Source organism: Metasolibacillus sp. FSL H7-0170 (genome assembly GCF_038593115.1).
Classification (GTDB): Bacteria; Bacillota; Bacilli; order Bacillales_A; family Planococcaceae; genus Metasolibacillus; species Metasolibacillus fluoroglycofenilyticus.
Genome location: NZ_CP151964.1, coordinates 2,533,827 through 2,547,839, shown reverse-complemented (window position 1 = coordinate 2,547,839; position 14,013 = coordinate 2,533,827). Strand labels below are relative to the sequence as shown.

Genomic DNA, 14,013 nt, shown 5'->3' with positions numbered 1-14,013 from the left:
ATCATTCTATATTTATTGATAATCATTGTCAATTAGAACTTCGAACCCAATATTTTATAGAAGTATTCCTCTTAATACTTAGAAGCTAAGGACATAAGAGAAAAATCGAGATTGTATTATTACTATAAATATGCTTTACTATTAATTGATTATCATTCTCAAATAAGTTGGGAGGCTATATGATGTATACTGTATCAAATCGCTTTTTAGTTAAAAAAGGAATGGGGCATAAAATTGCTCCTGCATTTACCTCCGAGAAGGAGTTATTAGATTTTGAAGGCTTTCATAAAGTTGAAGTAAGCGTTTGTACACAAAACCGCGAGCATGATGAAATGAACGTCATGATGTATTGGCAAGCCTTAGAAAATTTCCAAACTTGGAGAGCCTCCGATTCCTTTAAAAAACTGCATGCGAGGGATGCTCAAAGCAATGGGGAATCACCAATAATTTCAAACCAAATCGTAATTGCTGAAATCGTCGCTACATTATCTATTTAATTTCATCGCATATAAAGCATAAGAGCTGAAGCTGTCGGGAAAATCTACTTCCCCGCAGCCTCAGCTCTTCATGCTTGTCTATTGAATTACTTGTGGTGCTGGATACTGAAAACCTTTTGTATCAACTTCTACCTTTTTCATTTGTTGATCCTCTAGCGGTTTATCCGCGCTATTACGCTCTACATTAACAATAGCATCCGCTACTTCAATGCCTTCAATTACTTTTCCAAAAGCAGCATATTGTCCATCAAGATGCGGTGCATCCTCTACCATAATGAAAAATTGTGAACCCGCTGAATTAGGGTCACCTGCACGCGCCATTGAAATAACGCCACGCTCATGCTTCAAATCATTTTCAAATCCGTTTGCTAAAAACTCACCTTCGATTCCATAGTCAGGACCACCCGTTCCATTGCCTAGCGGGTCACCCCCCTGAACCATAAAGCCCGGAATCACTCGATGGAAAATCAGCCCATCATAAAAGCCCTGTTCTACTAAAGAAATAAAGTTTGCCACTGTATTTGGTGCTACAGAAGGCTCTAATTCGATAACGATTTTTTCATCATTGCTCATCGTAATCGTTACAATCGGATTTTCCTTAACCTCCGCTGCATAATCGCCTGTTTCCTCTGTCACTGTATCATCCTCCACTTTCTTTGCACCACAGCCTACTAACACTAAAGTTAGAGCAAAAAGTGCAGCGACAATATACAACCCTTTATAACGTGTCAATTTGTTTCAACTCCTATGAATTACTCTTTTACTATTATAAAATTAAACAAAAAAACATGCTATAATAACGTATCATCAAACAGTTTTACCCTAGTCATACTTATCTAAACTTTTACTCGAAATATTGCTGGAGCAAGATGAACAATTATTCTTTAATATCAATTTAGCTAAAGGAATGAAGCGTAATAAATGGAAACAATTATATTTGATGTAGACGATACCTTATATGACCAACTTCAACCTTTCCAAAAAGCATTCAATAAATATTTTAACCACTTGCACTCTTTCCCAATTGAGCAACTTTATATAGCAAGTAGAAAATATAGCGATAAAGTATTCAATAGCCCAATGTCGCAGCACGAGCAACAAATATATCGAATAACTAGTGCCTGTCGGGATTTTGGAATTTCTATCTCAAAAGATATCGCTATCCAATTTCAAAAAACGTATGAAGATGAGCAACAAAAAATTATTTTATTTCCTGAAATTCACCTCCTTCTCGAAAAACTATTACAAAAAAATAAACAGCTAGCTGTATTAACAAATGGTCCATTTGAACATCAAATGAAAAAAGTCCAGCAGCTACAACTAACTAGATGGATACCCGAAAACAACATTTTCATTTCTGGTGGCATTGGTCATGTAAAGCCATCACCTCTTGCCTTTCAGTTTGTAGAGCAAAAGCTATGCCTACAAAAGCAACGGACAGTGTATATTGGTGATTCCTATGAAAATGATATTATTGGGGCTAAGCAAGTAGGTTGGCAAGCAGTTTGGTTTAATCATCGTAATAAAAAACAGCCAAATGTACCGTATCTAGCCGACCAAATAATTACTTCCCCCGCTGCACTACTTAAACACCTCAATGAAAATGAATAACAAAAGCACATTCGAATTTAATTGCCCTCTAGTAAAATTGAGACAATTATATTTGAATGCGCTTATTTAACTTCTTTTAGTAACATTTTTTGCGACGCTTAGCTGCAAACTAGATTCTTTTTGTATCTAAAGCAAGGCGACAGGTCTCCCGGCGAGACATAATTAATTATTATGATTCACTAACCTGATATAAATATTTAATAGCATGATTTTTAGGGTCTTTCATTTTTACAAACGGTAAATCCTTGTCTTCCAATCTATAAATTTCATTAATAAGAGGCTTCACATCAATCATACCGTCTCTTAAATATTGGAGAGCTGCCTTCCATTCAAACCCCGGAAATGGTGCAGTGTAAGACATCCAAGAGCCTGTAATTTCTACTTCTCCTCTAAGAATCTTTTCAAATACATGCGGTGGAAATGTTACTTCTTTTACAGCCGTTCCAACGTAGACAATTTTCCCTAACTTCGCAACTATCTCAACACTTTGTACCTGTGTTTGAGGAACCCCAGCCGTCTCAATCACAACCTTTGGCTTTTCGTGTGTTGTAAAATAATTAATCAAGTCTACTTTTAAGGAATTGATTACATACGATGCACCAAGCTCCTTAGCAATCTTTAACTTATCATCATTAATATCTATGACAGTAACATCGCCTGCCCCTCTTGCTTTCAAAGCTAACAATGTCATAATACCAATTGTCCCAGCACCAAAAACTACTACATTAGCACCCGCATTAAATTGGATTCTTTCAATTCCATGGATAGCTACTGTTAAGGGCTCAATCAATGCCGCCTCCTGTGTACTCACTTCTTCTGGCAAAACTAAAATATTTCTCTCGTCAACAGCTACATACTCTGCCATAGCCCCTTGCTGCCTTGAACCGATAAAGCTATAGTGCTCACATAATGCAAATTTCCCTTGTTCGCAATTGTCACAATTACCACAAGGAACTAATGGTGCAACAGCTACTCGGTTTCCCACTTTTATAGCCGTTACCTCATCACCTACCTGCTCCACGACACCGGAAAATTCGTGCCCAAGAACAATTGGATAATTGTGTACCTTTCCTTCAAAAAATCTCGCCAAATCTGAGCCGCAAACTCCTACATATGCAACTTTCACCAAAACCTGCTTATTGGCTATTGTTGGTTTTTCAATATCATTTAATCCGAAGGTTGCTTTACTTTCTAACACTAGTGCTTTCATTTTATTCTTCCTCTCATATGCAATTAAATATGTTTACTTTTCCGTAGAAACAGCAATTAATATATTTTTATCTTTCATTTTCCTTAATATTTCTTTGTCTATATTTATATCTGTAATTAATATATTTATTTTATTAATAGGTACCATGCTCGTACTTGAAATTATCTTAAAAAGTGATGAATCGACCATTAATAATTTAATCTGACAATGATTTATCATAGCTTGTAGAAAATCCTGCTCTATCGTATCGCCATTAAAAAAGCCTTTATCAACATATATTTTTTCTATATTTTTATAGGCTATAGCACCATCTAAGGATTTTTCATTTTTTCGCAGCCTGCCACCAATTAAAACAATATCAAATGTTGTATAATCTGCTAACTGATTGACAACCAATAAAGAATTTGTGATAACTGTTAATCTTTCTTTATTTAAAATTTCTTGTGCTAAAAATAAACTTGTTATCCCGTGGTCAATAAAAATTATGTCACCATCCTCGACAAATCTAGCTGCTCTCTTGGCAATTTTACGTTTTTCAGCTTCATTCTCTATTTTATAGTGAGCATAATTTATAGCGCTGCTTCCTTCATTAATAATTGCTCCACCATGAATTTTTTGGACTAGCCCCTTAGCCTGTAGTTCATATAAATCCTTTCGAACTGTCTCACGTGATACTTTTAAAAGCTTACTCATATCAGCGATTTTTACTATTCGCCCTTTTTGCAGATGCTCCATAATTTCATTTTGGCGATTTTGTGGAAGCATTGACTCATCCCCATATACTCATTATTTATTTCCTATTTACTTTGAATATAAAGCAAAAAGCAAAATAATGCAAAATATTTATTTGTAATACAACTAATTTCCTTTGCTTTTTTTTGCATATCAGCTTATTATGAAAGTATAAATACTATATTTTAATATTTGGCCAGCATTTTTTAGATAAAAACAACAAATTACTTAAGGAGGATTCAGTTATGATTTTAACAAAAGGGAAAAAGCAAGGTTTACAGCTAATTTCAGATAAAAATAATATTATTTTAGCTACGGCGATGGACCAACGGGGGTCACTTGGCAAAATGATTCAATCCTATAATGGCTCACTTTCTTATGAGGAAGGATTAACTAAGTTTAAAGAAGGAGTTAGCGAAGTGCTTGGCAATCATTCATCCTCTCTTTTATTAGACCCCGAGTATGGTTGGAGTGCTGCCAAAAAATTAGATGCAGACATCGGCTTAATTATGGCTTATGAAAAAACAGGCTATGATGCAACTGAAAAGGGACGCTTACCAAATTTGGTTGATGATTATGCTGTACAGGATTTGGTAAAAGAAGGAGCAAGTGCGCTAAAATTATTAGTGTACTATGACCATAATGAGGAAGAACAATATAACCGCATTAAAAAAGCATTCATTAAACGTGTCGGCGATGAATGTAAACAAAATGATTTATTATTTATTTTAGAACCAGTTTCCTATAGCGCAGCAGGTCTTTCTGAAAAAAGCCCTGAATTCGCTAAAATTAAACCAGAAATCATTGAATATTTCATGACTGAATTCTCGAAAGAGGAGTATGGTATTGATTTACTAAAGGTGGAAGTACCTGTTTCTATTTATAATATTGAGGGCTATAGCCAGTACTCAAATTATCAGGCAGTATTTTCTCAAGAGGAAGCAGCACAACACTATAAAAATTGCTCTGACAAAAGCCGCTTACCATTTATCTACTTAAGTGGTGGAGTGACAAATGAACAATTTATCGAAACGCTACATTTTGCCAAAAAGGCGGGTGCTGAATTCTGTGGTATTTTATGTGGACGTGCTACTTGGAAGGATGGCATTGAAACGTTCGCCAAAGAAGGTAAAGAGGCTTACTACAACTGGCTTCAAACGCAAGGTATTGAAAACTTAAATAAAGTAAAAGAAGCTGTGACTGCGACAGCAACACCTTGGAGCAGCTTTAATCGCTAAAGTGAAACTTCAATCAGTAAGCATCCTCCACTGATTGTTAGTTGAACCAATCGGGCTTTTACGGGCAGTTGCTCTCCTACTTACTTCTTAAGCAGATTTTCATTCAAATTTTGAAGTAGGGAACCCACTGCCCGTTAATGCGGGATAAACGCTCCCCCGCGTGAAAAAGGCTTTATTTCAGCCTTTCAAAAAATACATGTCTTCTCTAAATGACAATAGCAGTCTGAAAAGTGGTGTCAATAATCACTGGACGACACTTTTCAGATAGCCCCTAGCTTTCATAAAACCATTCATTTCATTCCAATTAATTGTCTTGTTCAATTGTTTCGATAATAATTTCCACATTCTTTTCTTTTATTTGCTTTAATAAATCCATGTCGGCGCTCTTGTCTGTCACTAAAATATCTACTTGTTCAATTGACGCAATTTGATTCATGGATACAATATTAAATTTTGACGAATCAGCCATAATAATATTTTTCTTACTATGCCCCATCATTAATCTGGATACCTCAGATTCACCCATGTGGATATTAGTAAAACCAGCCTGAATATCGACTCCACTCACACCAAAAAAGCCTTTATCCACAAATATTTTTTCAATGCCACGGTATGCTAAAGGACCAAATAAAGACTTTTCATTTTTTCTCACCTGACCGCCAATTATAATAACCTCGAAATCCGAAAAATCAATCGCTTCATTCGCAATTGGCAAGGAGTTTGTAACAATAGTTAAATTGCGCTTATTTAAAATTTCGCGAATAAATAGTAAAGCTGTTGTGCCATAATCCACGTATAACGTATCCCCATCCTCTACAAACTGGGCAGCTCGTTTTGCAATCGCCCTTTTTTCCGCTTCATTCGCACTTTTACGGTCAGCATAATTCGTTTCCAAATTAGCTTTATTTAAAATAGCTCCGCCATGCACTTTGCGCACAAGCCCCATTTCTTCCATCTCATATAAATCTTTACGAATTGTTTCTCTCGTTACATTTAGTGTTTTACTGAGGCTTGAAATTTTAACGGTTTGGAACTCATACAGTTGTTTCATAATTTCTCTATGTCTATCTTGGGGGAGCATCTCTCTACCTCCTCTTTTAATAATGTTCAACTATATAATAAGACTAATTTTCAATCAGTAAGGGCTTTCTACATTCAGATTGGACGTTAAGCTTATTTTACAACAAATAAGTTTGATGTTGAAATCTCCTTGCACGAACACTCATTATCTATGTATTATACCTCAGTCAGCTCTTAATTAACTTATTCAAGCTCACACAGTGCCTACGCAAAAAAATTGGACTACTCAAAAGGATTTCCTTTTTGAATAGCCCAAATTTCATTATCAACTACGCCAGATTTTTTTCAAGCTGTTTGGGGGAAGTTAGCCTAAAAACCGCCCCATCCAGTGACCACGGTTTACTGACCTGCATCATGCATGCCTCATCTATGATATCCGCCGGAGGCTTTAGGCCAACACGATGTTGGTCACTCAGTTGTTATCTTAGAATGCACTTGTTTTAGACTGAGTTCCTCTTTATCAGCGAGTGTCTGGACACTCGCTAAAAGAAGTTAAAATATTTTTAATAAGTCTGCTGGCTTTTCAATAATATAATCAAATTGCTCTGGCTTTCCAAAGCCATATGATGCAAAAACAAAAGGAATTTTTGCAAACTCCGAAGCGACCATATCTCCCTGTGTATCTCCTACATACACGGCATTTTTTATATTATTTCTTTCCATAATTAATTGAATGTTTTCTCCCTTTGATAAGCCTGTTCGCCCCGGATTTTCGAGGTCTATAAAATATTTTTCTAGCTTATGATATTCATAAAACGTTTCAATATAGCCCTCTTGACAATTACTCACAATAAATAAGCGATATTTCTTCGAAAGGGTTTCCAAAGTTTCCTCGAGTTGCGGATATAAAATCCCCCCGCTACGCAACAAATCAATTTTCTCTTGCTCACAGCATGCCAAAATAAGCTCCATCTGCTTTTCTTCCTCTAGGTAATCAAATAGCATTGCAGCAATTTCTTTAATTTGTAGCCCCATTGTCTTCGATAAATCTTCTTCTGTCACCTCTCCTCTTCCAAAGGAGGATTCTTGGATTGCCTTTGTCCATGATTGCGCCACTGTTCTCCTTGAATCCCATAGTGTCCCATCTAAATCAAAAATAATGCTATCTATATTCATGTGTAACCTCCTACTTTATATAAAATGGAGTTGTTCCGAAAAGTCCATTTTATTTTGACACAGCATTGAAATAAATGTTTTCATCGCTTCCCTTTTACTGAAGGATAACGCTGCTAAAGCCCATGTTCATCACATTTTTAAAAGAGGCGTTTTCTGTTTATAGGAATCAACATTTTACGAAACATCATCGCTACTGTCCAAAATGCCGGCTATGCACGGCTTGTTGGATAGCCCCGTTTTAGCTTAATAATATAACTTTTATATTGAAATAGTCTATTTATTACTTCGTGCTTGCTGGATTTCTTGTATAAATACCTTTGCTGTCTCGGTAATCTTATTATATCCATCAACCTCTGGATTTCCAATTAGACTTCCACCTGCCCCAACAGCTACTGCACCTGCACGAATCCATTCACCTACATTATTAACATTGACTCCACCAGTAGGCATTAAGTTGGCATGTGGTAAAGGCCCTTTTATTGCTTTAATCACTTTTGGCCCCATTAATTCACCCGGAAAGACCTTCAGTACATCAGCTCCGTATTCCATTGCTTGGACGGCTGCCTCAATCGTCATTATTCCAGGCATATATGGGATTTGATATCTATTACATAGCTTAGCTGTTTCAATATTAAAGCTTGGACTAACGATATATTTTGCTCCTGCAAGAATTGCTATACGGGCTGTTTCAGCATCCAATACCGTTCCTGCTCCTAAAATAATAGCTGATTGAAAAGTACTAGCAAGCTCTTCAATTACCTTTGTTGCACCTGGAATTGTGTATGTAATCTCAATTGCAGCAACGCCACCATTTATGGCAGCTTCAGTAATTTTTTTAGCTTGTTCGATATTATCCGCGCGTACTACTGCCACAAGTCCAGAATCTGTAATCTGCTTTAATATATTGTGTTTTGTAATCATAGTGATTCCCCTTAACTCCATTTAGGATTATCAATAAGCTCAGGTTGCCCATCTTTTTCAACGACTAATTTGCGGTATCCTTTTGTCTCGATTGTTCCATAATCATGACCTGCATCTGCACGAAATGCATAAAAAGTAATTAGTGGCTCATTACCTGTATTGATGCTTCGATGTGCATAACGTGGTGGCACATAAACCGCTTGACCTTTGCTGAATTTTTCGATTTGCCAATCGCCCTCAGGGTTTTCCATTAACATAATTCCTTCCCCGCTTAAACAATAATATACTTCTCCAGTTTCTAAAATTGTATGGAAATGCCCTTTCGTCATATGATACTCATTTCCGACTTTCCCTGGATATACAATGCTTGTACCAAATAATACATCCCCACTTGTTTGCGGTATATCTAACTCATAAAATTCATAAATTAACGGGTCATTTTCATTTTCCAGCTTCTGATTGTACGCCTCCTGATTAGCATACATCCCCTTCATACTTGATAACTGTCGCTTAGTTGAAGGTGTTTTTTTAGATAAACCTGTTTTTAAATCAAAATCAGTAGTAAATGCTTTTACTGGCTGTGCCATATTAATCCCTCCATCTCTTACCTTAAATCGTTTGAGGTAAGCTCTATTTCATTCATTATTTTATTTGTCAATTGAATATCAAAAACCTCAGCAATTACTTGTGTCCAGCCATGTATGAAATAAATCCAGCCGTCCTCCACATGAAGGTGATTGCTTTGTTTTTGGTTCTCTGCCTGATGAAGGAAATCCAGCTCTCCCCTATAATTTAATTCCCAAACAAAACTGTTTTGCGGAAAATTAGCTTTATCACTAATCGGTGAGCCTTTTCGGTCTTTTCCTAATCCAGTTGCATTAATGACTAGTGAATTTGCTGGTAATGAAGATAATAATTCATCTGTTTGCTCATGTGAGGTAGTTAAGTGATACGCAACATTTGCTGCACTATTTACATCTTGTAAAATATGCTTAATTTCTTCCAAACGTTTATTATCTAAATCTGTAATAATCATACGTTTCGGAATCTCATTTCCTTTTTCTTTATTCAATAAATAAGATGATATGGCTATAGCGCTACCACCAGCACCCAATAGCATTACTTCTCCATTATGCTTTTGCCAGTACCCTTCAGGAATAAAGCGCTGTAATGCTAGTCCACTAGAAATCGGGTCTTTCGCATGACCTACCAGCATTCCATTACGTTTAGATATACATGATAATTCACCAAACATTTGAGCATACTCATCTAGTTCGTCAAATAAATCTTTAGCCGCAGCATAAATATCAATTTTGTGTGTTGTAACAAGAGCGCCTAAAGATAGTGGGTCATTTTTAATAAATTTGACAACTGCTCTGTAGTCCTCTTGTGCTGCATGAATAGGTAAGTCAATTCCGACTAATTTTGCTTCTGGAAATCCTAGAACCTTCACCCATTCTGGGAAAATCTTCATGATAGAAGACTTCGTTGTTGTGACACCTATAAAATACATAGTTGGCACAGTTGCCGCTTGCGGTATGCTAAACATGTTTAGTCATCCTTTCCTCTTACTTCACTAATGCGCGAGCTGCATTGTCTATAGTAATTTTTCGTATAATGCTATCACTCACACCTGCTTTTTTAAGCATTGGTAAAAAAGTTACTTGTAAATAATCTAAGCCTAAACTGCCACCATCGTAGTGACGCATCCTTTTATTTGTTGTATCAAGACTAAGTAAAATACGATTTTCATGCCCTTTATCTAAAAGCCTCAAAATCATATCTACCTCATCTTCATCTGAGTGATATTTATAGCGACCGATTGTATCTAGCTCGATATAGACACCACTTTCAGCTACGTGCAGCATATATTCCAAGTTTTCTGTCTTGCGGTCTAAATGACAAATAATTAATTTCTCGGGTGGTATACCTTGATTTTCATAAAAAGCTATTTGCTCTAAAGCATGGTAGCCCAGTTCTGTGTGAGACATAATTGCTGTATTTGTGATTTTCGAGGCTGCTGCTGCTGCTTTAAATAATGTAAAATATCGCCCTGCTACACCTTGCATATCAGCTGCTGTTTTGATTAACCCTGCTTTTCCATCAATAACTATGGATGGCCAACCATCCTCACCATCCTGATAAAGATGACTCGTTATTTCATTGACAAATAGTTCCGCCAATTCTTCTAATGAGGCTCTATGAATCCAATGGTCATTTTTATAAAATACAAGCTTATGGAAACCTGTACAAGCGACGATATTAATTCCAATCTCCTCAGATACCTTTTTTAACAATGCTGCATTTCTTCCCGCACCAATTGGCTGTGCATCTACAATTGTTTGCACACCATATGCCATTGCCAATATCACTTCATTCTTTGTTTTTTCATAATTATCAAGAACAAGTGACGCATCTAGCTGCATTGGAACGCCTTTTTTTAAAAAAAGATGTTCATGGGGGTGAATAATGCCAAGTTCATCTATTTCTTTTTCGCCAGTTATAGTAGTTACAGTAGTTTTCACTTTACAATTCACTCCTGCTCATTTAACAGGTTTAATATATTTTGCGTTGAAACAATGGCCATTCGCTCTACTGCTTCCTCTGTGTAAGCACCAATGTGAGGTGTTAATATGAAGTTATTAAGTTGGACAAGAGCATCTCCAACTTCTGGTGGTTCTACAGAATAAACATCTTGAGCCGCAACTGCGATTTCTCCTTGTACTAGCGCGTTTAGCAATGCTTGCTCATCTACTAATTCACCGCGAGCTGTATTAATTAATATTGCGGAAGGTTTCATTTTTTCAAAAATCGTTGCATTCATAAGATGTTTTGTTTCAGGTGTAGCTGGTAAGTGTAAAGATACAATATCCGCTTGTTGAATAATTTCAGCAAAATCAGTCGCATAACCAATTTGATATTCTTGAAGGAATTGTTCATCTTGCATATATGGGTCATAAATAGTTACTTCCATTGCTAAACCTTTCGCTCGTTTTGCAACTTCTTTACCAATTTTCCCTCCACCTACAATAACTAAATGTTTTCCTGTTAATTCTATTCCGATAGAACGATTCCATCCGAAATCTTTTACACCTTTAATTGTAGAAGACAGCTTTCTTGCACATTCAAACATCAATGCTATCGCCAACTCACAGACTGAAATATTATTCGTATCTCTTGCATTATCAACCTTAATTCCTAGCGATGCAGCCGCATCTAAATCGATATTATCCATCCCCACACCATATTTCGAGATGGCTTTCAAATTCGGGAGATTTTTTAATACATTTTCTGTTAAAGGGTCTACACCGACAATAATTCCTGCAATGTCTTGATTTTCAAAACTCAATAATTGCTCTTCTGTAAATGTTTTTCCTGTATTATTTTCGATTACGTCATAGCCCATAGCCGTGAGCATTTCTATTGGTCTTTCCTTATATTTTTGAAATGATTTTGGCGTAATTAATATTTTCGGCATTTGCTTCTCTCCTTTTACATGAAGCTATAAATCAAATTAATTCATATCAATAATGACTTTCATTACTTTGTCTTTATTTTCCTCAATAATGTGATATGCCTCTAAATAATCTTCGAACTTCACATGATTTGTGATTAATAATTCCACTTCTACTTCTTTGTTTGTTAATAAGTCTACAGCCTTATCAAAATCCTGAGATTGATACATTGCAGTACCTAAAATTTGCAATTCATGGTCTTGAACATAGCCCATGTTTACTTCCGTTAGATTTGAAACAACTCCTACTATAACTACCGTGCTCCCTTTTCTAGCGATATTAATTGAATTAGCTACAGTAAAGGAAGAACCGACACATTCAAAAATAACATCAGCCTTTTGCATACCGAAATGCCTAATAATGCCCTCTTGTAAGTCCTCACTTTTACTATCAATAACCTCTAACCCGACTTTTTTAGCGAATTCTAATCTTGCCTCACTTAGCTCAGAGACAACTACTTTATTTGCCCCAAATGCTTTAGCAGTTTGAGCAACTAGGTTACCAATTGGTCCCCCACCGATTACCAATACGTTTTTATTCTCAATATGCGGAACTCTCTCCACAGCATGTACAGCAACGGCTAATGGCTCAACCATAGCTCCTTCATCAAATGATAGATTAGTAGGGAGCACTGTCAGTTTATCTGCATCAACAACAAAATACTCAGAGGCAAGACCTGTTGTTTGGAAGCCCATTACTTTTAACTCCTCACAAACATGGTACATGCCATTTTGACATGGGAAGCACTTACCACAAACAACTTGAGGCTGTACGGTTACTTTTGTACCAACTTGCACAGAAGATACATTTGCACCTATTTCAATAACTTCAGCAGCTATTTCATGACCTTGTACTACAGGAAATTGTGTGTAAGGGTGTTCACCATGGTAAACATGGATATCTGAGCCGCAAACCCCAATCTTTTTAATGGCTAATTTAACTTGGTTTTCCCCTACCGTTGGCACATCTACCTCTTGAAATACAATTGTGGCAGGCTTCGTCATAAGAGCTTGTTTCATTTTCATGCCATTTCCTCCTTTACTCGTAAACAATGACTACTTTGCGCTCTGTTTTACCAGACAAATAATCTTCAAATGCTTGAATAATATTTTCAAATGAATAGACATCTGATAAAAAATCACGTAGCACTAACTTTCCTTCTTTAACCCATTGAAGAATTTTTTCATGGTAGTCGCCTTCTTCTTTTTTATAAGGCATTTGTTGAAAATTTATTTTCCAGTTATCAGGTGCATTCTCATAATCTAAGCGCAATTGATTACCTTTCGGAACACCATAGCAAAGTAATTCTCCACGGTCTTTTAAGAGAGTCAAAGCTTCATTCAAAATTCGCTCATTCCCTACAGCGTCTAATACATATTCAACACCGTTGGGATAAATTTTTGAAACCTGCTCCTGCACTGTCCCATTTTTAGTATTAATAACGACTGGTACACCAAACTTGCGCATTAGCTCTTCCTTAGCACTATTCCTAACAACTACTGCAACTGATTTGATACCGCTTAATTGCATAAGCTTAATAAATGCTAATGCCACCGGACCGCTTCCATAAACTAATACCGTTGCATCTTCTTTAATTTGGAAATATTTAATCGTGCTATATACTTCCCGCAAAGTTATTAATATAGGGGCTTCTTCTATTAAACAATCAGAAGGAAGCACTTGCTGAGCGTATGCGGTCTCTGGGAATTCATTGTCACTATAAGCTTTTCTGTCATCAATTACTCCATATTCACTAAAGGCTCCCCAGCCCGAAGTAAACGTTGTACCGTCCTCTGTTTGAACGGTTGGAGCAAAAGGCAATATGACAATGTCTCCCTCTTTATAAGAAACAACCTCCGTGCCTACCTTTTCTACACGTCCTATCGCCTCGTGCCCTAGCATAATTGGATAGGCTGATGACTTAAAGCTTTTAAATCCACCTTTAATAATTGTGGCGTCCGTTCCGCAAATACCACATGCTAATGTTTTTACAAGTGCCTGCTTTGCCGTGATAGTTGGGATTGGAATTTCTTTAAGGAGCAATTCGCTTTTGGTATTAACAACTAATGCCTTCATCATACGTATAAGCCCTC

15 protein-coding genes are annotated in these 14,013 nt (G+C 36.5%); 3 read left to right on the top strand and 12 right to left on the bottom strand.

The window, feature by feature from the left end:
- Positions 1–179: 179 nt before the first annotated feature.
- On the top strand, positions 180–497 hold the full coding sequence (locus MHH70_RS11830) for an antibiotic biosynthesis monooxygenase (protein ID WP_342471576.1): 318 nt from the start codon (positions 180–182) through the stop codon (positions 495–497).
- A gap of 78 nt (positions 498–575) precedes the next feature.
- Here MHH70_RS11830 and MHH70_RS11825 read toward each other — a convergent pair whose 3' ends face one another.
- Positions 576–1,229 carry a peptidylprolyl isomerase gene (locus MHH70_RS11825; protein WP_342471575.1) on the bottom strand — a complete coding sequence of 218 codons (654 nt, stop codon included), beginning with the start codon at positions 1,227–1,229 and terminating at the stop codon, positions 576–578.
- Between the two features lie 189 nt (positions 1,230–1,418).
- On the opposite strand from MHH70_RS11825, the gene MHH70_RS11820 reads away from it, so the two are divergent.
- A complete protein-coding gene (locus tag MHH70_RS11820) occupies positions 1,419–2,108 on the top strand; it encodes an HAD family hydrolase (RefSeq protein WP_342471574.1) in 690 nt (229 codons plus the stop codon).
- Positions 2,109–2,277: 169 nt separating this feature from the next.
- On the opposite strand, the gene MHH70_RS11815 is transcribed toward MHH70_RS11820, so the two are convergent.
- Positions 2,278–3,318, bottom strand: coding sequence for a galactitol-1-phosphate 5-dehydrogenase (locus MHH70_RS11815; RefSeq protein WP_066168667.1), 1,041 nt, complete (start codon positions 3,316–3,318; stop codon positions 2,278–2,280).
- A 33-nt stretch (positions 3,319–3,351) separates the two neighbouring features.
- The gene (locus MHH70_RS11810; protein ID WP_342471573.1) at positions 3,352–4,083 is read right to left on the bottom strand and encodes a DeoR/GlpR family DNA-binding transcription regulator; all 732 of its coding nucleotides are present in this window, start codon (positions 4,081–4,083) and stop codon (positions 3,352–3,354) included.
- Between the two features lie 212 nt (positions 4,084–4,295).
- Between MHH70_RS11810 and MHH70_RS11805 the strand changes: the two genes are divergently transcribed.
- Entirely contained in the window at positions 4,296–5,288 is a 993-nt protein-coding gene (locus MHH70_RS11805) for a tagatose 1,6-diphosphate aldolase (RefSeq protein ID WP_342471572.1), read from the top strand.
- Positions 5,289–5,592: 304 nt separating this feature from the next.
- Here the strand turns inward: MHH70_RS11805 and MHH70_RS11800 are convergent, their stop codons facing one another.
- The 9 genes from MHH70_RS11800 to MHH70_RS11760 form a co-directional block, all read right to left on the bottom strand.
- Positions 5,593–6,369, bottom strand: a complete 777-nt coding sequence (locus MHH70_RS11800) for a DeoR/GlpR family DNA-binding transcription regulator (protein WP_342471571.1) — start codon at positions 6,367–6,369, stop codon at positions 5,593–5,595.
- A gap of 491 nt (positions 6,370–6,860) precedes the next feature.
- Positions 6,861–7,484: an HAD family hydrolase gene (locus tag MHH70_RS11795; RefSeq protein WP_342471570.1), complete on the bottom strand. Its 624-nt coding sequence runs from the start codon at positions 7,482–7,484 to the stop codon at positions 6,861–6,863.
- A gap of 273 nt (positions 7,485–7,757) precedes the next feature.
- The gene (locus tag MHH70_RS11790) at positions 7,758–8,405 is read right to left on the bottom strand and encodes a bifunctional 2-keto-4-hydroxyglutarate aldolase/2-keto-3-deoxy-6-phosphogluconate aldolase (protein ID WP_342471569.1); all 648 of its coding nucleotides are present in this window, start codon (positions 8,403–8,405) and stop codon (positions 7,758–7,760) included.
- Positions 8,406–8,416: 11 nt separating this feature from the next.
- Positions 8,417–8,992: a glucose-6-phosphate isomerase gene (locus tag MHH70_RS11785; protein WP_342471568.1), complete on the bottom strand. Its 576-nt coding sequence runs from the start codon at positions 8,990–8,992 to the stop codon at positions 8,417–8,419.
- A gap of 17 nt (positions 8,993–9,009) precedes the next feature.
- Positions 9,010–9,954, bottom strand: coding sequence for a shikimate dehydrogenase (locus MHH70_RS11780; protein WP_066168653.1), 945 nt, complete (start codon positions 9,952–9,954; stop codon positions 9,010–9,012).
- 19 nt (positions 9,955–9,973) lie between these two features.
- A complete protein-coding gene (locus tag MHH70_RS11775) occupies positions 9,974–10,930 on the bottom strand; it encodes a hypothetical protein (RefSeq protein WP_342471567.1) in 957 nt (318 codons plus the stop codon).
- A gap of 8 nt (positions 10,931–10,938) precedes the next feature.
- A complete protein-coding gene (locus tag MHH70_RS11770; protein ID WP_342471566.1) occupies positions 10,939–11,883 on the bottom strand; it encodes a phosphoglycerate dehydrogenase in 945 nt (314 codons plus the stop codon).
- Between the two features lie 36 nt (positions 11,884–11,919).
- Entirely contained in the window at positions 11,920–12,945 is a 1,026-nt protein-coding gene (locus tag MHH70_RS11765; protein WP_342471565.1) for an alcohol dehydrogenase catalytic domain-containing protein, read from the bottom strand.
- A 13-nt stretch (positions 12,946–12,958) separates the two neighbouring features.
- The gene (locus MHH70_RS11760; RefSeq protein ID WP_342471564.1) at positions 12,959–13,999 is read right to left on the bottom strand and encodes a zinc-binding dehydrogenase; all 1,041 of its coding nucleotides are present in this window, start codon (positions 13,997–13,999) and stop codon (positions 12,959–12,961) included.
- Between the last annotated feature and the right edge of the window lie 14 nt (positions 14,000–14,013).

Bases quoted from the DNA above. Each gene is read 5' to 3' on its own strand.
- MHH70_RS11830 (WP_342471576.1), top strand. From the start codon at position 180: ATGATGTATACTGTATCAAATCGCTTTTTAGTTAAAAAAGGAATGGGG.
- MHH70_RS11820 (WP_342471574.1), top strand. From the start codon at position 1,419: ATGGAAACAATTATATTTGATGTAGACGATACCTTATATGACCAACTT.
- MHH70_RS11815 (WP_066168667.1), bottom strand. From the start codon at position 3,318: ATGAAAGCACTAGTGTTAGAAAGTAAAGCAACCTTCGGATTAAATGAT.
- MHH70_RS11810 (WP_342471573.1), bottom strand. From the start codon at position 4,083: ATGCTTCCACAAAATCGCCAAAATGAAATTATGGAGCATCTGCAAAAA.
- MHH70_RS11805 (WP_342471572.1), top strand. From the start codon at position 4,296: ATGATTTTAACAAAAGGGAAAAAGCAAGGTTTACAGCTAATTTCAGAT.
- MHH70_RS11800 (WP_342471571.1), bottom strand. From the start codon at position 6,369: ATGCTCCCCCAAGATAGACATAGAGAAATTATGAAACAACTGTATGAG.
- MHH70_RS11795 (WP_342471570.1), bottom strand. From the start codon at position 7,484: ATGAATATAGATAGCATTATTTTTGATTTAGATGGGACACTATGGGAT.
- MHH70_RS11790 (WP_342471569.1), bottom strand. From the start codon at position 8,405: ATGATTACAAAACACAATATATTAAAGCAGATTACAGATTCTGGACTT.
- MHH70_RS11785 (WP_342471568.1), bottom strand. From the start codon at position 8,992: ATGGCACAGCCAGTAAAAGCATTTACTACTGATTTTGATTTAAAAACA.
- MHH70_RS11780 (WP_066168653.1), bottom strand. From the start codon at position 9,954: ATGTTTAGCATACCGCAAGCGGCAACTGTGCCAACTATGTATTTTATA.
- MHH70_RS11770 (WP_342471566.1), bottom strand. From the start codon at position 11,883: ATGCCGAAAATATTAATTACGCCAAAATCATTTCAAAAATATAAGGAA.
- MHH70_RS11765 (WP_342471565.1), bottom strand. From the start codon at position 12,945: ATGAAAATGAAACAAGCTCTTATGACGAAGCCTGCCACAATTGTATTT.
- MHH70_RS11760 (WP_342471564.1), bottom strand. From the start codon at position 13,999: ATGATGAAGGCATTAGTTGTTAATACCAAAAGCGAATTGCTCCTTAAA.